This is a genomic window from Kitasatospora azatica KCTC 9699 (assembly GCF_000744785.1).
Taxonomy (GTDB): Bacteria; Actinomycetota; Actinomycetes; order Streptomycetales; family Streptomycetaceae; genus Kitasatospora; species Kitasatospora azatica.
Window position 1 is genome coordinate 2,569,145 of record NZ_JQMO01000003.1, and the last position, 20,050, is coordinate 2,589,194.

General features: G+C 68.8%; 25 protein-coding genes and 2 pseudogenes. 15 read left to right on the forward strand and 12 right to left on the reverse strand.

Going from position 1 to position 20,050, the window contains the following annotated elements; all coding sequences use genetic code 11:
• The first annotated feature begins 30 nt into the window (after nucleotides 1-30).
• Complete coding sequence (locus BR98_RS22085; protein WP_051970051.1) at nucleotides 31-747, forward strand: DUF4386 domain-containing protein; 717 nt, start codon at nucleotides 31-33, stop codon at nucleotides 745-747.
• A gap of 213 nt (nucleotides 748-960) precedes the next feature.
• Here the strand turns inward: BR98_RS22085 and BR98_RS39535 are convergent, their stop codons facing one another.
• Nucleotides 961-1,113: a thiamine biosynthesis protein ThiC gene (locus BR98_RS39535; protein WP_198042409.1), complete on the reverse strand. Its 153-nt coding sequence runs from the start codon at nucleotides 1,111-1,113 to the stop codon at nucleotides 961-963.
• Nucleotides 1,114-1,188: 75 nt separating this feature from the next.
• On the opposite strand from BR98_RS39535, the gene BR98_RS22090 reads away from it, so the two are divergent.
• Nucleotides 1,189-2,760: a recombinase family protein gene (locus BR98_RS22090; RefSeq protein ID WP_232247485.1), complete on the forward strand. Its 1,572-nt coding sequence runs from the start codon at nucleotides 1,189-1,191 to the stop codon at nucleotides 2,758-2,760.
• Nucleotides 2,761-3,124: 364 nt separating this feature from the next.
• Nucleotides 3,125-3,427: a hypothetical protein gene (locus tag BR98_RS22095; protein WP_035847156.1), complete on the forward strand. Its 303-nt coding sequence runs from the start codon at nucleotides 3,125-3,127 to the stop codon at nucleotides 3,425-3,427.
• An 85-nt stretch (nucleotides 3,428-3,512) separates the two neighbouring features.
• Here BR98_RS22095 and BR98_RS22100 read toward each other — a convergent pair whose 3' ends face one another.
• From BR98_RS22100 to thiC, 3 genes are all read right to left on the reverse strand, one after another.
• On the reverse strand, nucleotides 3,513-4,019 hold the full coding sequence (locus BR98_RS22100; protein WP_035847157.1) for a hypothetical protein: 507 nt from the start codon (nucleotides 4,017-4,019) through the stop codon (nucleotides 3,513-3,515).
• 36 nt (nucleotides 4,020-4,055) lie between these two features.
• A complete protein-coding gene (locus BR98_RS22105) occupies nucleotides 4,056-4,583 on the reverse strand; it encodes a ferredoxin (protein WP_035847158.1) in 528 nt (175 codons plus the stop codon).
• Nucleotides 4,584-4,681: 98 nt separating this feature from the next.
• Nucleotides 4,682-6,499, reverse strand: coding sequence for a phosphomethylpyrimidine synthase ThiC (gene thiC, locus BR98_RS22110; RefSeq protein WP_035847159.1), 1,818 nt, complete (start codon nucleotides 6,497-6,499; stop codon nucleotides 4,682-4,684).
• Between the two features lie 262 nt (nucleotides 6,500-6,761).
• Here thiC and BR98_RS22115 point away from each other — a divergent pair, with 262 nt between their 5' ends.
• Together BR98_RS22115 and BR98_RS22120 are read left to right on the forward strand one after the other, a co-directional pair.
• Nucleotides 6,762-6,968, forward strand: coding sequence for a hypothetical protein (locus BR98_RS22115; protein WP_035847160.1), 207 nt, complete (start codon nucleotides 6,762-6,764; stop codon nucleotides 6,966-6,968).
• A gap of 177 nt (nucleotides 6,969-7,145) precedes the next feature.
• Complete coding sequence (locus tag BR98_RS22120) at nucleotides 7,146-8,642, forward strand: SPFH domain-containing protein (RefSeq protein WP_035847161.1); 1,497 nt, start codon at nucleotides 7,146-7,148, stop codon at nucleotides 8,640-8,642.
• Nucleotides 8,643-8,729: 87 nt separating this feature from the next.
• Here the strand turns inward: BR98_RS22120 and BR98_RS22125 are convergent, their stop codons facing one another.
• The 3 genes from BR98_RS22125 to BR98_RS22135 all read right to left on the reverse strand — a co-directional run bounded on the left by BR98_RS22125 (nucleotide 8,730) and on the right by BR98_RS22135 (nucleotide 10,120).
• Nucleotides 8,730-8,930 (reverse strand): DUF5326 family protein, encoded by a 201-nt coding sequence (locus tag BR98_RS22125; RefSeq protein WP_035847162.1) that lies wholly within the window; start codon nucleotides 8,928-8,930, stop codon nucleotides 8,730-8,732.
• Nucleotides 8,931-9,097: 167 nt separating this feature from the next.
• Entirely contained in the window at nucleotides 9,098-9,766 is a 669-nt protein-coding gene (tenA, locus tag BR98_RS22130; protein ID WP_035847163.1) for a thiaminase II, read from the reverse strand.
• A gap of 36 nt (nucleotides 9,767-9,802) precedes the next feature.
• Complete coding sequence (locus tag BR98_RS22135; RefSeq protein WP_035847164.1) at nucleotides 9,803-10,120, reverse strand: cupin domain-containing protein; 318 nt, start codon at nucleotides 10,118-10,120, stop codon at nucleotides 9,803-9,805.
• A gap of 59 nt (nucleotides 10,121-10,179) precedes the next feature.
• On the opposite strand from BR98_RS22135, the gene BR98_RS22140 reads away from it, so the two are divergent.
• A complete protein-coding gene (locus tag BR98_RS22140) occupies nucleotides 10,180-10,557 on the forward strand; it encodes a phage holin family protein (protein ID WP_035847165.1) in 378 nt (125 codons plus the stop codon).
• 155 nt (nucleotides 10,558-10,712) lie between these two features.
• Nucleotides 10,713-11,249 carry an NUDIX domain-containing protein gene (locus tag BR98_RS22145; protein WP_035847166.1) on the forward strand — a complete coding sequence of 179 codons (537 nt, stop codon included), beginning with the start codon at nucleotides 10,713-10,715 and terminating at the stop codon, nucleotides 11,247-11,249.
• Nucleotides 11,250-11,254: 5 nt separating this feature from the next.
• On the opposite strand, the gene BR98_RS22150 is transcribed toward BR98_RS22145, so the two are convergent.
• Both BR98_RS22150 and BR98_RS22155 read right to left on the reverse strand, forming a co-directional pair.
• Entirely contained in the window at nucleotides 11,255-12,655 is a 1,401-nt protein-coding gene (locus BR98_RS22150; protein WP_083976830.1) for a globin domain-containing protein, read from the reverse strand.
• Between the two features lie 323 nt (nucleotides 12,656-12,978).
• Nucleotides 12,979-13,395: a hypothetical protein gene (locus tag BR98_RS22155; RefSeq protein WP_157537881.1), complete on the reverse strand. Its 417-nt coding sequence runs from the start codon at nucleotides 13,393-13,395 to the stop codon at nucleotides 12,979-12,981.
• Between the two features lie 334 nt (nucleotides 13,396-13,729).
• Between BR98_RS22155 and BR98_RS22160 the strand changes: the two are divergent.
• Nucleotides 13,730-14,062 (forward strand): annotated as a pseudogene (locus tag BR98_RS22160) (DUF6879 family protein); the annotation flags it as partial.
• Complete coding sequence (locus BR98_RS22165; protein ID WP_051970053.1) at nucleotides 14,059-14,964, forward strand: helix-turn-helix domain-containing protein; 906 nt, start codon at nucleotides 14,059-14,061, stop codon at nucleotides 14,962-14,964. The pseudogene BR98_RS22160 and the gene BR98_RS22165, both read left to right, overlap by 4 nt.
• A gap of 54 nt (nucleotides 14,965-15,018) precedes the next feature.
• Here BR98_RS22165 and BR98_RS22170 read toward each other — a convergent pair whose 3' ends face one another.
• A complete protein-coding gene (locus tag BR98_RS22170; protein ID WP_035847168.1) occupies nucleotides 15,019-15,213 on the reverse strand; it encodes a DUF397 domain-containing protein in 195 nt (64 codons plus the stop codon).
• The gene (locus BR98_RS22175) at nucleotides 15,206-16,033 is read right to left on the reverse strand and encodes a helix-turn-helix domain-containing protein (protein WP_198042267.1); all 828 of its coding nucleotides are present in this window, start codon (nucleotides 16,031-16,033) and stop codon (nucleotides 15,206-15,208) included. Before BR98_RS22175 ends, BR98_RS22170 begins: the two co-directional genes overlap by 8 nt.
• A gap of 313 nt (nucleotides 16,034-16,346) precedes the next feature.
• Between BR98_RS22175 and BR98_RS22180 the strand changes: the two genes are divergently transcribed.
• From BR98_RS22180 to BR98_RS22195, 5 genes and pseudogenes are all read left to right on the forward strand, one after another.
• Complete coding sequence (locus BR98_RS22180) at nucleotides 16,347-16,748, forward strand: ATP-binding protein (RefSeq protein WP_035847170.1); 402 nt, start codon at nucleotides 16,347-16,349, stop codon at nucleotides 16,746-16,748.
• Nucleotides 16,745-17,002, forward strand: coding sequence for a hypothetical protein (locus BR98_RS22185; RefSeq protein ID WP_035847171.1), 258 nt, complete (start codon nucleotides 16,745-16,747; stop codon nucleotides 17,000-17,002). The genes BR98_RS22180 and BR98_RS22185 overlap by 4 nt, the downstream gene beginning before the upstream one ends.
• Nucleotides 16,990-17,229 (forward strand): hypothetical protein, encoded by a 240-nt coding sequence (locus tag BR98_RS22190; protein WP_035847172.1) that lies wholly within the window; start codon nucleotides 16,990-16,992, stop codon nucleotides 17,227-17,229. Before BR98_RS22185 ends, BR98_RS22190 begins: the two co-directional genes overlap by 13 nt.
• Nucleotides 17,230-17,407: 178 nt before the next feature.
• A pseudogene (locus BR98_RS42795) lies at nucleotides 17,408-17,733 on the forward strand (helix-turn-helix domain-containing protein); the annotation flags it as partial.
• 119 nt (nucleotides 17,734-17,852) lie between these two features.
• Nucleotides 17,853-18,257: a hypothetical protein gene (locus tag BR98_RS22195; RefSeq protein WP_035847173.1), complete on the forward strand. Its 405-nt coding sequence runs from the start codon at nucleotides 17,853-17,855 to the stop codon at nucleotides 18,255-18,257.
• 202 nt (nucleotides 18,258-18,459) lie between these two features.
• On the opposite strand, the gene BR98_RS22200 is transcribed toward BR98_RS22195, so the two are convergent.
• Nucleotides 18,460-19,557: a hypothetical protein gene (locus BR98_RS22200; RefSeq protein ID WP_157537882.1), complete on the reverse strand. Its 1,098-nt coding sequence runs from the start codon at nucleotides 19,555-19,557 to the stop codon at nucleotides 18,460-18,462.
• Between the two features lie 191 nt (nucleotides 19,558-19,748).
• On the opposite strand from BR98_RS22200, the gene BR98_RS22205 reads away from it, so the two are divergent.
• Complete coding sequence (locus tag BR98_RS22205; protein WP_035847175.1) at nucleotides 19,749-19,931, forward strand: hypothetical protein; 183 nt, start codon at nucleotides 19,749-19,751, stop codon at nucleotides 19,929-19,931.
• Nucleotides 19,932-20,050: the final 119 nt, after the last annotated feature.

Sequence of the window (20,050 nt, forward strand, 5' to 3'; positions counted from 1 at the left end):
CTGCGGGCCCACATCAACGAAGGAGTCCCGGTGGCCTCACCGAGAAGGCTCGCGACAGCGGCGGGCGTGTGCTACCTCGTCACCCACGTCACCTCGATCGGCGGGCTCGTCCTGTACGGCCCGGTGCTGAACAGCCCCGACTTCGTCCTCGGCTCCGGCCCGGACACCCGGGTGCTGCTGGGCGCCCTGTTCGAGGTGCTCCTCGCCCTGAGCATCGTCGGCACCGCGGTCACGCTGTACCCCGTCACCAGGCGCCACAACGAGGGCCTCGCCATCGGCTACGTCGCCCTTCGCACACTGGAGGCCGCCGTCATCACGGTCGGCATCGTCAGCCTGCTCGCAGTGGTGACGCTGCGCCAACACCCGTCGGCGGGAACGGACACCGCCTCCCTCACCACCGTCGCCAAGGCCCTGGTCGCCGTCCACGACTGGACGTTCCTGCTCGGCCCCAACTTCATCTGCGGCGCCAACACCACCGTGCTGGCCTACCTGCTCCACCGCTCCGGCCTGGTCCCCCGGCTCATCCCCCTACTGGGCCTGCTCGGCGGCACCCTGATCTTCGCCTCGGCCACCGCCGTCCTGCTCGGCCTCTACAAGCAGCTCTCCGTCTGGGGCTCACTCACCGCAATCCCGGTGTTCGCCTGGGAACTGGCACTGGCCATCTGGCTCGTCACCAAGGGCTTCAAGCCAGTTGCCCCTGCGGCAGACCCGGTCGCCCAGCCGGCCGCGGGCCATCTCGTGGGCTAGGGACAGATCAGCTCGGTGGTCGGAAACCAGGTCCGGTAACGCGACGGCCAGGAACCCACAACCGCTCCCAGCCCGCCCTGAGGGCAGGAGCGCGAATCCATCCCTCACACCCCCGTGCCGGGAAGCCCCCTCCTGCCTCCCGGACCGGCCGAGTCACGCGGTGGAACCAGGAGCAGGACGGTGCTCCTGGCTCCACCGCACGGTGTGGACTGCTCAGTCCGCCAGCGGCAGGTAGACCCGGTTGCCGCGCTCGGCGAACTCGGCCGACTTCTCGGCCATGCCGGCCAGTGCCTCGGCGTCGAACTCGGTGTTGACGGCGGTGGAGCCGTCGCCGTGTTCGTCGCGGATCTTCTGACTGATCTTCATCGAACAGAACTTCATCAAAGCCAGAATGAGCTAGTCTGCTGGCTGAAGTTCTCACGAGGAGGGGGCGGCCCACAGATGGCAGCGCGTGAAGAGGTCATCAGCAAGCTCAGGGGTGTGCCGGCGGACCTGCCGCCACTCACCGAAGTGCTGGCCATGCTCGAAGCCAACCCCGGCATGAAGTGCGTGACCTGCTACGCGCGCATCTCCGACGACGCCCGCGCCAAGGACGCTCACGGTATCGAGGACCAGCACCGCGAACTCTCCGACAAGGCCCGTGAGTTCGGTTGGCTGATGGTCTACCGCTACACGGACAACGACAAGAGCGCCAGCAAGGAGAACGTCATCCGTGACGACTTCGAGCGGATGCTCGTGGACCTTGCGGCTGGGAAGACCCCTGAGGGCTACCCGGTTCATGGCGTGATGGCGGTGAACGACGACCGGCTGTACCGGCGGCCAGGTGACTGGGAGCGGTATCTCCGCGCGTTCACCTCGCACGAGGGACGGGTGTACTGGGACTCCAACGGGCTCCAGGACCTCTATGCCGAAGGCTTCGAGATCAAGGGCCTTGTTGGCGTTGCGATGTCGCTCGCGGAGACCAGGAAGAAGCAGCGCCGGGCGCGAGCCAGCCACCGCAACCGCGCGATTCGCGGGCAGTCCGTCTCAGCCTGGCGGCCGTTCGGTTGGGAGGACGACAAGATCACTCTCCGGCCGGTCGAAGCGGAGGCGATTCGCAAGGCTGTGCACGACGTGATCGCTGGCGCGTCCATCTCCGAGGTCACCGGGCAGTGGAAGGAAGCCGAGTACCTCACCGCTCGGGGCAACCTCTTCCAGTACCAGAGCGTCAAGCAGGTACTCATGAACGCCCGGCTCTGCGGATACCGCGAGGTGAGCGGCGAGTTGGTGCGTGATGGCGACGATCAGCCCATCGTCGGCGAGTGGGAGGCGATCATCACGCCGAAGGAGTGGTTCGGCGTGGTCGCGGCCATTCGCGCTCGCGGGCGGGGCGGCCAGCCCGGCGGGAAGCTCGTTCACAAGTACCTGCTGACCGGCATCCTCCGCTGTGGCAACACCCTGGAGGACGGCACCAAGTGCAACCACTCGATGAAGGGCCAGAAGGCCAACGAGTGGGTGAAGTACGAACACGGGTACTTCTGCAAGAAGACCGTGGACGGCGGCTGCAACGGGACCTACAAGCGCGGGGACGAGACTGACAAGCACATCACCAAGCTCGTCCTGGCGAAGTTGAGGGCCGATGCCGCAGCGGCAGTGAAGGACGTGCCGGACTGGGGTCGGGAAGAGGAGCTAGAGGCCGCGCTGCGGCGTCGGGCCACTCTCGAACAACGGTGGAACGCCGGAGAGATTGATGACGAGCAGTTCTTCCGGAATCTCCCAGCGGTCGAGAAGACCATCAAGGAGCTGCGAGCCGATCAAGCGAAGAACATCGCGGCGAAGGCCGCCGCCGAGGAGGCGACGGCCGACGTCGACAGGGAGTGGAAGTCCAAGACCATCCGGCAGAAGCGGGAGCTGATCAAGAAGGCTCTGCACGCGATCATCGCGCTGCCGGGCGGTATGGGGAACAAGCCCTTCGATGTGGAACAGCTCATCCCTGTGTGGAAGTCCGCCGAGTCAGCTGCACTCCCAGAATGAGGCCCATGTCCCGAAGCTGGTCGTCCGAGAAGCGCGGGGCCGTCGCCAAGTGCTTCTCGATCCAGCGATCCACAGCCGCATCGGGGCAGAGCCGGGAGGACGCGAAGGAGGGGCCTTCGGTCAGTGGTGTCACTTCAAGTCCCCCTCTCGCTTACGGCGTTGTGTGGCTTGGCGGTTGTCGCGGACGGTTTGGGCGAGGATTTCCTCACCGGGGCTGTAGCCGGTGGCGAGGTATCGCCAGTCGGAGACAACGAGGGTGGTGGCGGGGTCGAGGGGCGGGTGTCCTGCGCGGATACAGGCCCGTTCGGTCTGCCAGGTGCGGCGGGCCCCGCGTACCGCGGGCCGAGATGAGGAGAGCCCAGACATGACGATCGAAGACGTGATCAAGGAAGCCGCCGCCCGGGGTGTCACGGGGCTTCCGGAGCCTTCCCGGCTCACTCACGTACGGGTGTGGCCGACCGCCTCACAGTGGGTCGGCGAGGTCGGCGAGCCTCCCCACAACGAGACCGTGGGCGAGGGCATGTTCGACACCAAGGACGACGCCCAGGAAGCCGCGTTGAAGGCTGTCGCCGAGGGCCGGTCCAAGCTGCTCGCCGTACTGCCGGCGGATCTGGCCGAGACGGCCGAAGAGTGGCCAGCGCCGGTCGTGAGCGCCTGGGACGCCTGAGAACGCACGGGCGGCCGTACCGGGATCGTGAGTTACCCGGTACGGCCGCCCGTTGGCTGCAAGCCCGAAGCCAGCACATTGGGTGCTACAGATAGTCGAAGTAGCGGATCCACCAGTCGCAGGGGCGTCCTTCCCCGTAGTACGAGAGCAGTGGCGCGCTCACCCCGTTGTATGGACGTGTGAGCAACCGCTCCGGGAGCACCACGTAGCCCAACTCGATGAGTGCTCTCTCCACCGCCGCCAGGTCATCCGCGTGCAGCGCGGCTTCCTCAACCGCCTCGGTGGTGTCGAGGTAAACGCCGGGGTTTTCGGCTGCGACTACCGCCATCAACCCGAAGTTGCTCACCGAGACGACGATCCCTTCCCCGATCTTGGTCGCCGCCGCCGGCACCTCCACCCGCGCGTGAAGACTGGCGTCCTGCACACTCCGGTCAGCCATGCACCGGGTGGCGAAGGCGGTGTCCAACCTGTCCACCAGGCAATCGAAGAGGGCCCGAGTCTCGGTGTGGTTGTAGCCAGGTGGACACTCCAACGATTCCGGATCGTCGACTCGATGGAGCAGAGAAATCAGCTCCGCGTCGGTGTGCAGCATCCACCCATGATGGCGCAGCGATCAGATGCCGTCCGGCTACAGTTCAGGCAGGCGGTCGCCATGCCCGGGGGACCTTCCCTCCTCCAGCCAGTAGAGGTAGATCCTCAGGTCCGTTGCGAGGCTCCCAGTCATGTAGGACTCGTAGTCCTGGACCGCGGCAGCTACGCCTTGGCCTGCCCTGGCGTCGCTGTCATCCCATTCGCTCATTCCGTCGGACAGGTACTGCACAATCCGCCCACGGTCGCGCCACCACTCCCGAACCGCTCTCGGCGTCCAGTGCGCATCACCATCACAGCCGTAGCCGAGGAACGGGTCGCACTCAGCTGCTTCGACCAACTGGGCGGTCTCTGCAGGCGTCCGGGGCTGGCGGTAGACGTACTCGGACAAGTACTCACCACCGTAGAGAACATGCCGAGGCGCAGAAAGCCGACCTGTCCAGCACGTGTCAGTCTCGCCACCGTAAAAGGGCCCTGGCACGTTGAGCCAGAGGCGGTCCTCCCAACGGCCTCGGAACGCGTCGCGGTCCTTGCCAAGGCCCGCCGTGGGGTCGAAGTAGAGGGTCACCGTCCGAGCATAGGACGACCCTTTGGCGCGCTGGTGTGGATCCGGACGACGACGAAGCACCGCCCCGAGGGTGATCGGGGCGGCGCTTCGTCCGGAGGTCAGTCCGCCAGCGGGAGGTAGACCCGGTTGCCGTGCTCCGCGAACTCCTCGGACTTGGCCTGCATGCCCGCCAGGGCATCGGCGTCGTACTCGGTGTTCACGGCCTTGTCGCCGTACAGCTCTGTGATGCTTTTACTAATCTTCATCGAGCAGAACTTCGGCCCGCACATCGAGCAGAAGTGGGCCGTCTTCGCGGGCTCGGCCGGGAGGGTCTCGTCGTGGAAGGCGCGGGCCGTCTCCGGGTCGAGGGCCAGGTTGAACTGGTCCTCCCAGCGGAACTCGAAGCGGGCGTCGGAGAGGGCGTCGTCCCAGTCGCGGGCGCCGGGGTGGCCCTTGGCGAGGTCGGCGGCGTGGGCGGCGATCTTGTAGGTGATCACGCCGGTCTTGACGTCGTCGCGGTTGGGCAGGCCCAGGTGCTCCTTGGGCGTGACGTAGCAGAGCATCGCGGTACCCCACCAGGCGATCATCGCGGCGCCGATGCCGGAGGTGATGTGGTCGTAGCCGGGCGCGACGTCGGTGGTGAGGGGGCCCAGGGTGTAGAAGGGGGCCTCGTCGCAGATCTCCTTCTGGAGATCCATGTTCTCCTTGATCTTGTTCATCGCGACGTGGCCGGGGCCCTCGATCATCACCTGGACGTCGCGCTCGCGGGCGATCCGGCCGAGCTCGCCGAGGGTCTGCAGTTCGGCGAACTGGGCCTCGTCGTTGGCGTCGGCGGTGGAGCCGGGGCGCAGGCCGTCACCGAGCGAGAAGGTGACGTCGTAGGCGCGCAGGATGTCGCAGAGTTCCTCGAAGTTGGTGTAGAGGAAGTTCTCCTGGTGGTGCGCCAGGCACCAGGCGGCCATGATCGAGCCGCCGCGCGAGACGATGCCGGTCTTGCGACGGGCCGTCAGCGGGACGTACCGGAGCAGCACGCCGGCGTGCACGGTCATGTAGTCGACGCCCTGCTCGCACTGCTCGATGACGGTGTCGCGGTAGACCTCCCAGCTGAGCTCCTCGGCCTTGCCGTCGACCTTCTCCAGCGCCTGGTAGAGCGGGACGGTGCCGATCGGGACGGGGGAGTTGCGCAGGATCCACTCGCGGGTGGTGTGGATGTTGCGGCCGGTGGAGAGGTCCATGACCGTGTCGGCGCCCCAGCGGGTGGCCCAGGTCATCTTCTCCACCTCCTCCTCGATGGAGGAGGTCACCGCGCTGTTGCCGATGTTGGCGTTGATCTTGACCAGGAAGTTGGTGCCGATGATGGCCGGCTCCACCTCCGGGTGGTTGACGTTCAGCGGGATGACGGCGCGGCCACGCGCGACCTCGTCCCGCACGAACTCCGGTGCCATGCCCTCGCGCAGGGCGATGAACTCCATCTCCGGCGTGATGACGCCCTGCTTGGCGTAGGCCAGCTGGGTCACCGCGACACCGTCGCGGGCGCGCAGCGGGCGGCGCGGACGGCCGGGGAAGACGGCGTCCAGGTTGCGCAGGTTGCCGCCGCGCGGGGCGGTGTGCTTGATCCCGTCGTCCTCGGGGCGGGCCTCGCGGCCGTCGTACTCCTCGACGTCGCCGCGCTGGCGGATCCACGGGTCGCGCAGGGCGGGCAGGCCGCGCCGCACGTCGGGCTCGTAGGCGGCGTCGGTGTACGGGCCGGAGGTGTCGTACAGCGGGACGGTCTTGCCGTTGGTGAGCTGCACCTCGCGGTAGGGGACCCGCAGGTCGGGGCGGGATCCCTCGCGGTAGGCCTTGCGCCAGGCCGGGGTCGGATATCCGGTGGTGGCCGAGGAGGTGGTGGCGGAGGCCTCGGCCGTGCCCGGACGTGCGTCATCAAACGTGGTCATCTGACCTTCTACTCCCTACGCCGGCATTATCCGGTCCAGGTTCCTGCGGTCGGCGCAGCGGTTGGCACGTCCGTCGACGTGCTGTTCAGCGCCCTCTCAGCCCGGTGCTCCGAGCTCCCGTTCGGCAGGCGGATGTGCCTGCCCAAAGACGTGAACACGGTAGCCGCAGCTCCCGCCGCGGTCCAGTAGGGGTCCATGGGCCGGGCGCTGGGGCAGACTGTTGAGGAGTCCGCGGCCGAGTGGCCGGCGAAGGGGGAGCACGATGGTCGGCTACACGGGACGGGTGACCGGGAGGATCGGCGCCGGGCTGGTCGGCGAGGTGATGGTGCACGTGCCGGAGCGGGTCGGGAGCGAGGCGTTCCTCGCCTACCTCGCGGTGCCGGGCGAGAGCCTGCCGGTCGGTACCCAGGTCGTGGTGGTCGAGTACCAGCCGCCGCGCACGGTCTACGTGGCGCCGGTGAACCTCTGAACACTGCGTCAGGTCGCGCTCTCGTCCCGGTCCTGTCGCAGTGGGTGCGACACGCGGGTGCCGGACTTCCCTTGTGATCCAAACAGGCGCAGAATCCCTGTCGCCACCGCGTTCCGCGCAATCCTGCACATCCGAGCGCAGCCACGGGACCGGTGTGCCCTGAAGGGGGAACGGCCGATGTTGATCGGCACCATCGCGGGTATCGCCGCGGCAGCAGTCCTCGTCATCATCGTGATCTTCAAGCTCTGCTGGCGGGTCGCGGAGCCGAACGAGGCACTGATCATCTCTGGTTCCAAGCACCGCACCGAAGGCCTCGGGGAGGGCCTCGGATTCCGCGTGGTCACCGGGCGGGGCACGCTGGTGACGCCGGGCGTCCAGGTGGTCCGCAAGCTCTCGCTGGACCTCAACGAGTCCGAGCTGGACGTCGAGTGCGTGACCTCGCAGGGGATCCCGGTGCAGGTCAAGGGCGTGGTGATCTTCAAGGTGGGTGACGACGCGGTGTCGATCGCCAACGCCGCCCGCCGCTTCCTGGACCAGCAGAAGTACATGAGCCAGCGGGTCCACAACGTCTTCGCCGGACACCTGCGTTCGATCGTCGGCGGGCTGACCGTCGAGGAGATGATCCGTGACCGCGAGCGGCTGACCGGGGAGACCCGGGCCGCCTCCGGCACCGAGATGGAGAAGCTCGGTCTGATCATCGACTCGCTGCAGATCCAGGAGATCCTGGACCCGACCGGCTACATCACCAACCTGGCGGCCCCGCACGCCGCCCGGGTCCAGCGCGACGCGCGCATCGCGGCGGCCGCGGCCGACCGCGAGGCCACCGAGGCCGAGCAGGAGGCCTTCGCCCGCAAGGCCGAGGCCACCCGCAACTCCGGTATCCAGCAGGCCGGTTACCAGGCCGAGATGGACACTGCGGCGGCCCGCGCACTGCAGGCCGGGCCGCTGGCCCAGGCGGCCGCCCGGCAGGAGGTCGTGGTCCAGGAGACCAAGGTCGCCGAGCTGGAGGCGCACCGCAAGGAGCAGCAGCTGCAGGTGGACGTCCGCAAGCCGGCCGACGCCCGGGCCTACGAGACCCGGACCAAGGCCGACGCCGACCGCGACGCCCGGATCTCGGCCGCCCAGGCGCAGGCCAAGGAGACCGAGCTGAAGGCCGCCGCCGAGGCGAACCGGGTCAAGATCGCCGCGCTGGCCGAGGCCGAGGCCACCAAGGCCCGCGGTCTGGCCTCCGCCGAGGCCACCCGGGCCACCGGTCAGGCCGAGGCCGCGGCGGCCGAGGCCAAGGGTCTGGCCACCGCCGAGGCGGCCCGCGCACTGGGTCTGGCCGAGGCCGAGGCGATCAAGGCCCGGGCGGCCGCGCTCGCCGAGAACCAGGAGGCCGTGGTCGCCCAGCAGCTCGCCGAGAACTGGCCGGAGATCGTCCGGGCCGGTGCCGAGGCCTTCGGCAACGTGGAGCACATGGTGCTGCTCAACGGCGCCGAGGGGATGGGCGAGATGTTCGCCAAGGCGCTCACCATGGGCGGCACCGGGCTCGGCCTGGCCCGCCAGCTGCTGGGGACGATGAACAACCAGCCGCAGGTGGCCGAAACCGAGGACAAGCCCGCCGCCCAGCCGATCCCGGTCCAGCCGATCCCGGTGCAGCCGATCCCGGTCGAGGCGGACCCGATCGCCTGACCCGCGACCGGGAACGAACGCGAGGCGCCCGCCCCCTGCTCGAAGCAGGGGGCGGGCGCCTTTGCGGAGGGGTGCGACGTGCCTGACTCAGCTCCTGGCGGCCTTCTTGACCAGGATCACCACCGCGGCGGCGATGCCGACCACCACCAGGGCCTTGACGGCGAACCAGATCAGCGAGCTGACCACGCCGATGACGAAGCCGATCACGTTGAAGGCAATGATCACCGCAATGATCGGGATGACGATGTTCCGCACCCAGGAGGGCAGCGACTTCCAGATCTCAGCCATGTCCGTTCCTCATCTCCCTTTCGGGTCGGCCCTCTGTCGCCGCATCCCGTCCGCTTTCGGTACTTCGATCGTACGAGGGCCCAGCAGCGGAAACGAGGGAATCGGCCCCCGAGAGAACCCGGATAAAGCCCTGAGGGGAACCCCTCGGGTTCACCCCCAGCCGGGCGTCAGACCGGCCAGCTCTCGCCCCGCCAGGCGGCGTCCCAGAACATCCACTCGTAGCGGGTGGTGGTGGCGAAGTGCTCGTGCACGCGCCGTCGTTCGGCGGCCGAGAGCTGCTCGCCGAGCCGGTCGGTGAGGGCCAGCACCCGGCGCACCACGGACTGGAAGGCCTCGTCCCCGTAGACCGCGATCCACTGGGCGTAGAGCGGGTCGGGCGAGGACTTGGCGAGCAGCTGCTCGCCGACCCGGGCGTAGACCCAGTAGCAGGGCAGCACCGCGGCGACCGCCTCGGCGAAGGAGCCGCCGTAGACGGTGGCCAGCAGGTAGCTGGTGTAGGCCCGGGTGGTGGGCAGCACGGGTTCGGCGGCCGCCTGCTCGGCGCTCTCGCCGAAGGCGGTGAGGAACTCGGCGTGCATGCCCTGCTCGGCGGCCAGCGCCCCGATCGCGTCGTCGGCGAAGGCCCGTACCTCGGCCTCGCCGGGCGCCTTGGCGGCGCAGACGGCCAGCGCACGGGCGTAGTCGCGCAGGTAGTGCGAGTCCTGGATGACGAAGTGGCGGAAGGCGGCGCGCGGCAGCGTCCCGTCGGTCAGGCCGGCCAGGAACGGGTGGTCGAGGATCTTCGCGTAGACCGGCTCGACGGCGGCCCACAGCTCCTCGGTCAGGGTCTGGGTCATGCCCCGACCCTATGCGGCCGGCTCAGGTGAGCCTGGTCACGTCTCGGGCGGCGAGAAGACCACCAGGACCCGCAGCGGCTCGGTGATGTGGTGGAACCGGTGCGGCACCCCGGCCGGCACGAAGACCACGCTGCCGCGCCCCACCGTGGTGGTCTCCTCGCCCACCGTCAGATAGGCCCGGCCGCTGACCACCTGGTAGAGCTCGTCCTGCTGGTGCGCGGACTGGGTGTCCTCCTCGCCGGGCGCCAGCGCGTACAGCCCGGCCGACATGCTGCGCTCCTTCAGGAAGCGCAGATAGGCCCCGTCCTGGGCGGCCCGCTCCGCGTCCAGCTCGTCCAGTCGGAAAACCTTCATCGGTCCGCTCCTCTCCAGATGCTTCCACCAGCCGCCCGAGCCTGTCACGATGCGGAGCCATGAAGCACTTCGTTCTCAAGACCCTGATCAACGCGGCCGCCATCTGGGTCGCCGCCTGGCTCGTCAAGGGGATCACCCTGTCGAGCGGAAGCTGGCAGCACCAGACGCTGACCGTGGTCCTCGTCGCACTGATCTTCGGGGTGGTGAACTGGTTGATCAAGCCGCTGGTGAAGTTCTTCTCGTTCCCGCTCTTCATCCTCACCCTCGGCCTGATCACCTTCGTGATCAACGCGCTGATGCTCTGGCTGACCTCCTTCGCCTCGGACAAGCTGAAGCTGGAATTCCACGTCGAGGGCTTCCTGCCGGCCCTGTTCGGCTCGCTGATCATCAGCCTGGTCGCCTGGGGCCTGCACCTGGCCATCGACGACAAGGACTGACCCGGCGACCGGTCCGGCGACCGGCTGCCTCGGGGCTTCACGCCCGGGCGGGTCGGAATGCGGCACTCCTGTTCGTCCGCCTGTGCGGGTTTCGCGGCTCCCGGGGTGCGGGATGCTCCAGCACAACGCCAGTGGAGGTGGCAGTGGTGACTCCTGTGCCTGCTGAAGTGACCCCACACCCGCGGCCGGTGGTCAAACGCACCGCCCGGGCGATCCTGCTGGAGCTGGACACCGATGATCCACGCCACGGGCCGGCCGCCCTGGTCGTGATCAAGCGCACCCGGCCCGGCAGCAACCCGTACTGGATCACGCCCGGCGGCGGCGTCGAGCCCGAGGACCGCACGGTGACCGAGGCGCTGCACCGCGAGGTGGACGAGGAGCTCGGCGGCAAGGTGGTCGACGTGGTCCCGGCCTTCGTGGACACCGTCGCCCACTCGCACCACGAGGACGGCACCCTGCTCCACCCGCACGGGGTCAAGGTGCAGCACTTCTTCGCCTGCCGGCTGGCCAGCATGGACCCCGAGCGCCGGCACGGGCCCGAGGTGGAGGCGCCGCGCGGCGAGTACGAGATCGTCCGGCTGCCCTTCACCCGGGAGGGGGTGACCGCGGTCAACCTGGTCCCCCCCTCGCTCCGTCGCTACCTGGCCGCGAACATCGAGGGGATCCGCGCGCTGCTGGCGCCCGACCTCTAGGACTCTCAGAGCTCCAGGTCGTGGTGGATGTCCTCCAGCCGCACCCCGGAGCGGACCAGCATGCTGGCCGAGCGCCGGATCATCGCCGCCGGGCCGCTGAGGAAGGCGTGGTGGCCGTCCCAGGGCCCGAGCTGGGCCACCACGTCGCTGAGCAGGCCGGGCAGTACGGTGCCCGGCTGCACTCGCTCCTCCGAGACCACCGGGCGCACCGTCAGCCAGGCGTGCCGGCGCTCGAACTCGCGCAGCGCGTCCAGCTGGTAGAGGTCCGCCGACTGCCGGGCGCCGTAGAACACCTCCACCGCCCGGCCGCCCGCACCGTGCTCGGCCACCTCCTCGACCAGCGCGCAGATCGGCGCGATCCCGGTGCCGCCGCCCAGGCAGAGCAGGTCGGCCCCGGTGCCGCGCTCGGCCAGCATGGTCCCGGCCGGCGGGCCGAGCCGCAGCACGTCCCCGGGCTGGGCCCGGCGGACCAGCGCGCTGCTCACCCAGCCGGTCTGCACCGCCTTGACGTGCAGGGTCAACAGGCCGTCCGGGCGCGGTGCGGTGGCGAACGAGAACGGCCGCCAGACCCGCGGCCACCAGGGCGTCTCCAGGGTGGTGTACTGGCCGGCCCGGTACGGGTACGGCTGGGCGGTGCGGAGTGTGATCACCGCGATGTCCCGGGCGAGCGGCTGGTGCGAGACCACCTCGGCCTGCCACCAGGGCGGCGCGGTGGCGGCCGCGCCTTCGGCCGCCTCGATCATGATCCTGGAGACCAGCCCGTAGACCCGGCGCCAGGCCAGCTCGGTCTCCTGGTCCCAGCGGCTGCCGCAGTACTTGGCCAGCGAGGCCACCAGGCACTCGCCGACCGGGCCGTAGTGCGCGGTCAGGGTGCCGTACTTGCGGTGACCGCGGCCCAGGTTGCCCAGGTACGCGCTGAGCCCGGCCGGGTCGTCGGCGCTGCGGGCGGCCATTAAGAGGGCACGGAAGAGCCGGTCCCGCTGGACGTCCATGGCCGCCGGGAAGAGCGAGCGGACCTCGGGATGGTGGACGAAGATCAGCGCGTAGAAGTGCGCGGTGGCCCGGTCGGCCACCGGCTCGACGATCGCCAGCGTGGTCCGGATCAGCTCCAGGTCGCGGGCGGTGGGCGGCTGGTCGGCAGCCCCGTTGCCGGGCGGTGGCGCCGCAGCGGGCGCGGGCGGCTGCTGGCCGAGGGTCTCCACCGCCCAGGCCTGACTCCAGTGGTCGCCGGGACCGGCCCAGTTGAGGCCGGGCGCCCAGCTGAACAGCGGCTCGATGGCGGGGCGTTCGTCCGGCGGTGCGGGCTCGAGGGAGCGCCTCGGGGCGGGCTCGGGCAGCGCCGAGGGCTCAGCGGCGGACGGCTCCGCGGCGAAGGTCTCCGGGATGCTCGGCGGCTCGCTGGGCATCGGCGGGATCGCCCGCCTCGTCTCCCCGGGAGTGCCGGTCCCGGGAACTCCCGGCGTTCCCGCCGTCCCCGGCATTCCCGGCACCGCTGTCGCCGCAGCCGACCCTTGACCGGAGCGGACCAGCAGCGCGGAGAGCGACTTCACTGCTACCTGACGCGTACTCAAGAGAATCGTTTCGCCTCCGGTCGTCCCAGCAACGCCTTGGGTAGCGTGGCACGGCCGAACAGCTGATCCGACAAATGCAGAGAACGCCGGACGGCGGGCCACTCGGCGCGCTAGGCTCCCGCCTTCGCCCGCAGCGACCCGCCGGTCGGCGCGATCCGTCAGTACCAGCCGTCGCACCAGGTGTTGCGCAGGGTCTTGACGCAGACCTGGTCCCAGTAGCCCGGCCCGTCGTAGTAGACCGGCGTCGAGGCGGAGCCGTTGGCGGGCACCCAGACCAGGTCGCTCTGGGTGTACGTCGCCCCGCCGTCCTTCGACTGGCGGATGAAGACCCAGCAGCTGGTGCCACCGGATATCGTCGCCTGGCCCTGCGCGTACTCGTGCGAGGCGCCGTTGTACCCCTCGATCTCGTAGCGGTTCATCGAGCAGAGCCCAGCCTGGTCGGTCACCAGGTTGGGACTCGAGTCGCGCAGCACGTAGGTCTCGGCGAACGCACTGCCCGCGCCGGTGGCGAGCACCGCGCAGGTCATGGCGGCGACGGCCACCGGGCGAGCGGCCAGGCGGCTGGTACGGGACATCCGGAGCATGGGGAACCCTTCGGCAGGTGAGCGGAACACATCGGAAACCCGATCCCCCGTGGCGGACCGGCACGCCGTAGGGCGCGCTCCCGACCTGCCCGGGATCACGGCGGATATGCGGCCGTCCGTGATCAAGGTGGCAGACAGTACGTGAAGTCGCCGCCTCAGCGCAGGGAGGCCCGTCCGTGGCTCCAGTGGGTCGTCGGCCCGGGAGAATATTCGAGAATCGCTGCTCCCCGCAGGGAGATGCCGGGGCATCCTGATTCAGCCTGTCCGACGGCGAGGGGAGCGGCTGTGAGCCGACGACTGCGGTACATCGGAAGCAACTCGGGGAACATTCGAGCGAGTCAGGATCATGGACAACCCGCCGGCCCTGGGGCAGCGGTACCTGCTCGACAACGCCGAGCGGAACTGCGCCGTCGGAGAGGACATCCGCTACCTCTGGCGCGCCGACGCCGACCGTCTGGGCCTGCCGAGTGAGGACGCCTGGCTGTTCGACTCGCGCGTGATCGCGCTGCTGCACTTCGACACCGACGACGACCTGACCACCGTGGAGCTGATCACCGATCCGGTCCAGGTGGCCCGCGCCTGCCAGGTCCGCGATGCCACCTGGCACTTCGCCACCCCGTACCAGGCGTTCAGCGCTGAGGTACCGTCCGGCATGTGAGCACCGACTTCCAACAGGCTCGAATCGCCCTCGGTCTGCGGCTCCGCGAGCTGCGCACCGAGGGCGGTCTCACGGGGCGGCAGCTTGCTGACCGACTGGGTTGGACGCAGTCGAAGGTCAGCAAGCTGGAAACCGGTCGGCAGACCGCCACTCACGATGACCTCAGGGCCTGGGCGGAAAGTGTTTGTCAGCCCCAGGCGGCAGCTGAACTGTCGGCCAGGTTGCGGGTGTTCGAGTCGCAGTCGCGCTCTTGGCGACGGCAGTTGGCTGCCGGGCACAGGCCGGTGCAGGACAGGCTGACGGTCGAGTACGAGCGTTCGGCCGTCCTGCGTGCATGGGAGGGCTCGATGATCGTCGGCATGCTGCAAACCGCCGACTACGCCCGGCACGTATTCAGTGCGTATGTCGACCTCCACCAGTCACCGCGTGATGTCGAGGACGCCGTACGAGCCCGGGTCCGACGCCAGGAAAGCCTGTACCAGCCCGGCAAGCGCTACCAGATCGTCATGTGGGAGGCCGCCCTCCGCGCCCGGGTCTGCCCTCCGGTCGTGTTGGCCGCGCAGCTCGACCGGCTGGCCGGGGTGATCGGACTGGACACTGTTCGCCTGGGCATCGTGCCGTTCGGCGCCGAGCTTGCACTCCCTCCGGCCAACGGGTTCTGGATCTATGACGAGCGACTTGTCATCGTGGAGGACTGGCACTCCGAGCTCTGGTTGGACCAACCGGACAGCGTGGCGTTGTACCTGCGTGTCTGGGAGGCGATGGCTGGCGCGGCCGTCTACGACTCAGACGCCTGGTGGCAGCGCCATGACCGGCCACACCTGTCGCGGCTCGGCCTGACCATAACGGTGGCTGGCGAGCACCGGGCCTGGCTGGACGAGCCAGGGGTTGTGATCGGCTGAGGCACTGACTGACGGCCGCCCGCGAGTGTGTGCGGGCGGCCGTCCGTCCGTGCGTCAGTCGGCGAAGTGGTCGAACTCGCCGGCCTTGACGCCCTGGAGGAACTTGGCGAACTTGGTCGGGGTGGTGCGGACGATGATGTCGCCCTCGTCGGACTCGCGGAGTTCGATCAGACCATCGGCGGTGCGGACCTCGACGCACTCATTGCTGTTGGTGCTGTAGCTGGACTTCTGCCACGCCGAACTAGTCATGCCTGGTCTGCATCTCTTCCATGATCGAGCGGATGAAATCTCGTGATTGGTGTTCTGAGAGCGCCATAGACCCGACGCGCTCAAGTGCTGCACGATAACGTCCCAGCTGAGCGGGCGACTCCACGAGGTGAGATCCGTAGAAGGCATCCACCTGGACAGTGTCCAACTCCGGTACTGGCCCTGCCATGTGGCCGATGTCCTCGCTGGGGATCGGAAGGACTGCCGCATCGAACGGCACGACTCTGATGGAGATCCCAGGAAGCTCGGAGTCCTCGATGCGCGAGGACAGCTGGTCGCAGAGCACTGCACGCCCGCCAAACTGGCCGCGCAGGGCGGCTTCGTGCAGGAGCGCCGAGTACGGCGTCTTGCCGGACCGAACCACCTGCTGCCTGCGGAGGCGGAAGGTGGTCCTGATGTCGATCTCCTGCTTCGGAAGGGGGAGAAGCCCTCTTGTAAACAGGGAGTTGGCGTAGGAGCGGGTTTGAAGCATCCCGGGGATGTAAGCCAAATTGAAGCTGGTGAGCTCCGTCGCGTGCCCTTCCAGTTCCGCGACATCGAGGAAGTTGCTTGAGAGCACTCCCTGGTACTCCTCCCACCATCCGCCCTTGCTTCGATCGGTGATCATGTCAGCCAGGGCATGCACGAGGGGCTCGTTGGTGCACATGCACAGATCGGCGATGGCATACAGGCGTTCCACGCTGATCCCGGTCCTCGCCGTCTCCATCTGCGTGATCTGAGCCGGAGCGACGCCGAGCAGCCGGGCGAGTTCGCTACCTCCGAGGCCGGCCTGCTCCCGCATCCTGCGCAGCTCGGCACCCACGCGACGCTGACGAAGGGTCGGGGGCGGTCGAAGGGCCATGGTGTCCTCTCTGCGGCTGCTGAGACCAGTCTGCCGCAGCGTGCAGCGTGGTCGCAGCCACGAAAGAGGGAAGTTCCGCCTAGTCGCGTAAATTTTTACGCGACCTGCGCTATGGTCGCTGCTGTACCGATCCGACGGATCGTCAGTAACGCTCTTTCCCAGGGCAGTAGGCGCCTGCTGCCCTCGCACCGCAGAGCAGCCGCGCCCCGGCCTGGCTCACGGCGACGAATCCGCCGGTCGGCGAAATTCACCCTCCTCACCACGGAGTTCCCCCATGCCTTCCTGCACCCTGCCCATCTCCCCCGAGCCGCCCGACTGGTCCGCCGCCCGGCAGGAGCTGCGCGACCTCCTTACCGCCGCCGGCTGGTCCGCCGAGCTCATCGCGGACGCCGAGCTCGCCCTGCACGAGCTCTTCGTCAATGCCTGGAAGCACGGCGGCAGTCCCGCGCCCGTCGTGGTGGTCGCGCTCCTCGCCGACCGGGCGCTGCGCACGCTCCGGGTGTCCGTCGCCGACGACAGCCCAGCCCTGCCCGAGCAGCGCACCCGCTCCGCCGACCCCTACGAGCTGTCCGGCCGGGGCCTGCACCTGGTCCGCTCGCTCACCCACCGGTTCGGCGCCGCCCCGCACCGGCGCGGGGGCAAGCGCGTCTGGTTCGAGTTGGACTCCGCCGCATGACCGGCCCCCACCACCGGCCGATCGCGCCGACCGACCCCGCGATGCGCGAGTACACCGACGCCCAGGTCACCGAGCTGATCCGCGAACTCCAGCAGCGTGGTGCGAAGTTGGGCCTGCGTTGGGGCTCCGCCCGGACCAACGGCACGGTCGATGGCCACGTCCTGGTGAAGTTCGGCAACGCCCCTGTCAGTACCTTGCTCAACCTCCTCGACCTCGTCAAGCGAGCTGAGGTGAGCGGCGCATGGGAGTCGTGATCCCGCTGGTCACCCAGCTGATCCACACCGAGCGGACCACCGTCGCCCACCTCGACGTCGAGTCCGCGCCCGACGCGGCCGTCCAGCTCCGAGCCGCCGTGGATCTCGACATCCAGCTCGGACCCGGCGAACAGCTCCTGCTCGCCCTCACCCACCAGCAGGCCGACGACTTGGTGCAGGGCCTCGGCGCTCGGCTCGGTTACCGCCTCATCGGCATCCGCCGGTAAGGCCCGGCACCGAGGACGCCCTGATCATCGTGGTCCTGGCGATCGTCTTCACGCTCGCGCTCGCCGGCGTCGCCCTCGGGGTCGTCACCACCATCCGGCTGACCAGGTCCGATCAGGACACCACGCCCCCGCCGGGCCCGACCACCCACTCCGATCAGACCTGCCGCAGCAGCATCCCTTGCCGTTCCAGGCAGTCCGCGACCAGAGAACCACGCGGGAGCGGTTACGGCTTCAGGCCGTGGAGCGTTTCGTTTCAAGGGCGGGCAGAAGACCGCAGAGGTTGCCGCTGTCCTGGGGACCAGCGTGCGGTCGGTCGAACGGTGGCGCCGGTCCTGGCGCGAGGGCGGCGAGGCCGGCGTCCTGTCGAAGGGGTCGCCGGGCAGACCTCGGCTCAGTGAGGTCCAGATCGTCAGGCTGGAGCGGGAGTTGGAGCGTGGTTCGCTGGTTCACGGCTGGGCGGACCAGCGGTGGACGCTGGCACGGATCAATACGCTGATCGGCCGGGCCGATCGGTTCGAGCGCATCCTGGCCGATTCTCGACTGGACTGCATGGCCGGGCTGCGATGTGCTCGTGTACCGCCCGGCCCAACTGGAGGGCTGGGAGGAAACGGGGGAAACATACGATGACTCGTGCGATCAAGACTCTTGCTGCGCTCGCCCTGGCTGGGGCGTCCGTCCTGTGCGCGACCTCGCAGGCGTCTGCCGACCCGAACCCGAACCACTACGGCGACCGTCCGCTGTTGATCCAGCTGGACACCAGCGACCACGTGGGCGTGTACACGGCCCCCGATGCGGGATCCAGCAAGGTCGGCGGCAATCTCACCCTCTCGCCGGGCGATTACATCGTGGCGATCTGCTGGGTGGCCGGGGGATACGTCGGCAATGCCGGCGACGTGTGGTACCGCACTACGCAGGTGGACTTCAACGGCGGCGGGGACCTCTACGTGGGGGCTGCCTATACCTTCGCGCCGTATGTGGACTACGCGGCCGCGTTCCACAACGTGCCCGGCGTGCCCCACTGCGCCTGAACCTGGCGGTAGACACACAGCGGCCCCGTGCACTGGGAAGGTGCGCGGGGCCGCTGATCAGCCGCCAGGCCGGCGCTCAGTGGGGGAGGCGGGAGCCTGAGGCGGGCGCGAAGGCGGCGGTAGGCGCGCCAGCCGAGGTCTGCCCGGCGACCCCTTCGTAGCGCCGCGGAACCCGGAACTCACCACCCGCCAGCGAAACCCATCAAGAGGTCGGGAGCATCGTGACGGCGACCCGGGCGGAGAAGGCGTCGGTGAGGTAGGCGCTGGCCCCCGCGGTTACGACTCTCCGTTCGGAAGGATCGGAGCTGCTTTTGCCGGCCGGCATCGGGGCGCACTCGTCCGAGGTATCGCCCCAGCAGAAGGTGAGTTCGTTGGGCCCGTCGATGAGGGTCACCTCGACTCGCGCGATGCCAGCCCCGAGCCGGCCGTTCATGGTCGCGTATTCGGTGTCCAGGTCGAACTCCGCCCAGACCAGGTCGCACGAGCCAATTGTGTGGTTTGCCATCAGATACAGGGCGCCCAGGGTTTTGCCGCCGGCCGTCACGGACACCGAGGTAATCCCCTTACTACCGTGAAGGCAGTCGTCCCGGACCTTCTCGCCGTTGTGGTCCGGGCTTTTGGGCAGCCAATCGGGAGCCGCCGCCGGGCCGACTGCCTTGAGCAGCGGGGCTGGCTGATGCATTGGGGACGATCCGTCTGCGACAAACCATACGAGCCCGACAACGGAGAGGAGGCTGACCGCGGTCGTGATCCTCGCCCACTTGGCCCGAGGGCTGCGGGAAGGTTTCCAGGCATGCCCCCTAGGGCGCCCTCTATCGGATCGCTCCTGGGACCTGTCATCAGAGTGGGTGTCCAAGTCCGAGGCGAGAGGCGAGGGTGTTGCGGTGCCGTTCAGCCTGGCAGGCCGGGTGCTTGGATCGGCCTCATCTTCCAAGGCCTTGCGGGCCTTCTGCCGTTCGACGCCCTCACGCGTCACCTGCGCCCGGCGTCCCTGCTCGGCAGCCCATGTCCCGCGCCAGCGTTCCTCGGCCAGCAGGTCCGCAATGGTCTCCCCCGCGCCGGCCGGGGCGTTCAGGACGCCCTGCTTGTGAGCCTCGGCCCGGATCTTTGCCAAGACCGTCAGCAGTTGCTCCAGCTGCTGCGGGAGGCTCTCCCCGCGCAGCCACCTCCCGACCGTGTCGCGGGACCTCACCTCCGCAGCCTTGGACAAAGCATTGTCCGACGGTCGTGTGCCCAGAAGGTCCCGCTTGAAGGTCCCCACCCGCCGCAGGTCCTCAAAGATGTCGGGCGCCTTGCCCATTCCCCACCCCATGCTTCGCTGTGTCCGCAACGGACACCGGCCGACACCGCAAGGTTAGGCCCGCCACCAGCACCTCGACAGCGAATCTGTCCAACTCCGCATCAGACAGCAGCAGGACACACCACAGGACAGGCAGCGTCTCCTCCCGACCGGTCCTCACTCGAGGCACCACACATCTCAGGGAGCTGGCAATGTCCACACTTCAGGTACTAACGCTGCTTCTCGCGCTGTCCGTGGCCCTGCACATCGGCTGCGCAGCCGCCTTCACCGCCTGGCGCGGGGGTACTCACCCCGCCAAAGCTGTCCTGATCGGCGGCAGCGCCACCGGCACCGTCTGCGCCCTCTACCTGACGGGCGCCAGCGTTTACCACTGAGCATCACCCATCTCGGCAGCCTGGCAATCCTCCCAGACACCGCCAGGCTGCCGATTCTCAAGAACGGCAAGATGCGTGGCGGGCTCGGTAGCCTGATGCCAGGTGAGTTCCGGGGCAGG

Bases quoted from the DNA above. Each gene is read 5' to 3' on its own strand.
- BR98_RS22205 (WP_035847175.1), top strand. From the start codon at position 19,749: ATGTCCACACTTCAGGTACTAACGCTGCTTCTCGCGCTGTCCGTGGCC.
- BR98_RS22090 (WP_232247485.1), top strand. From the start codon at position 1,189: ATGGCAGCGCGTGAAGAGGTCATCAGCAAGCTCAGGGGTGTGCCGGCG.
- BR98_RS39535 (WP_198042409.1), bottom strand. From the start codon at position 1,113: ATGAAGATCAGTCAGAAGATCCGCGACGAACACGGCGACGGCTCCACC.
- BR98_RS22115 (WP_035847160.1), top strand. From the start codon at position 6,762: ATGGTCGGCTACACGGGACGGGTGACCGGGAGGATCGGCGCCGGGCTG.
- BR98_RS22190 (WP_035847172.1), top strand. From the start codon at position 16,990: ATGGGAGTCGTGATCCCGCTGGTCACCCAGCTGATCCACACCGAGCGG.
- BR98_RS22200 (WP_157537882.1), bottom strand. From the start codon at position 19,557: ATGGGCAAGGCGCCCGACATCTTTGAGGACCTGCGGCGGGTGGGGACC.
- BR98_RS22180 (WP_035847170.1), top strand. From the start codon at position 16,347: ATGCCTTCCTGCACCCTGCCCATCTCCCCCGAGCCGCCCGACTGGTCC.
- BR98_RS22150 (WP_083976830.1), bottom strand. From the start codon at position 12,655: ATGCCCAGCGAGCCGCCGAGCATCCCGGAGACCTTCGCCGCGGAGCCG.
- BR98_RS22170 (WP_035847168.1), bottom strand. From the start codon at position 15,213: ATGACTAGTTCGGCGTGGCAGAAGTCCAGCTACAGCACCAACAGCAAT.
- BR98_RS22120 (WP_035847161.1), top strand. From the start codon at position 7,146: ATGTTGATCGGCACCATCGCGGGTATCGCCGCGGCAGCAGTCCTCGTC.
- BR98_RS22135 (WP_035847164.1), bottom strand. From the start codon at position 10,120: ATGAAGGTTTTCCGACTGGACGAGCTGGACGCGGAGCGGGCCGCCCAG.
- BR98_RS22140 (WP_035847165.1), top strand. From the start codon at position 10,180: ATGAAGCACTTCGTTCTCAAGACCCTGATCAACGCGGCCGCCATCTGG.
- BR98_RS22125 (WP_035847162.1), bottom strand. From the start codon at position 8,930: ATGGCTGAGATCTGGAAGTCGCTGCCCTCCTGGGTGCGGAACATCGTC.
- BR98_RS22185 (WP_035847171.1), top strand. From the start codon at position 16,745: ATGACCGGCCCCCACCACCGGCCGATCGCGCCGACCGACCCCGCGATG.
- thiC (WP_035847159.1), bottom strand. From the start codon at position 6,499: ATGACCACGTTTGATGACGCACGTCCGGGCACGGCCGAGGCCTCCGCC.
- BR98_RS22100 (WP_035847157.1), bottom strand. From the start codon at position 4,019: ATGCTGCACACCGACGCGGAGCTGATTTCTCTGCTCCATCGAGTCGAC.
- BR98_RS22155 (WP_157537881.1), bottom strand. From the start codon at position 13,395: ATGTCCCGTACCAGCCGCCTGGCCGCTCGCCCGGTGGCCGTCGCCGCC.
- BR98_RS22095 (WP_035847156.1), top strand. From the start codon at position 3,125: ATGACGATCGAAGACGTGATCAAGGAAGCCGCCGCCCGGGGTGTCACG.
- tenA (WP_035847163.1), bottom strand. From the start codon at position 9,766: ATGACCCAGACCCTGACCGAGGAGCTGTGGGCCGCCGTCGAGCCGGTC.
- BR98_RS22195 (WP_035847173.1), top strand. From the start codon at position 17,853: ATGACTCGTGCGATCAAGACTCTTGCTGCGCTCGCCCTGGCTGGGGCG.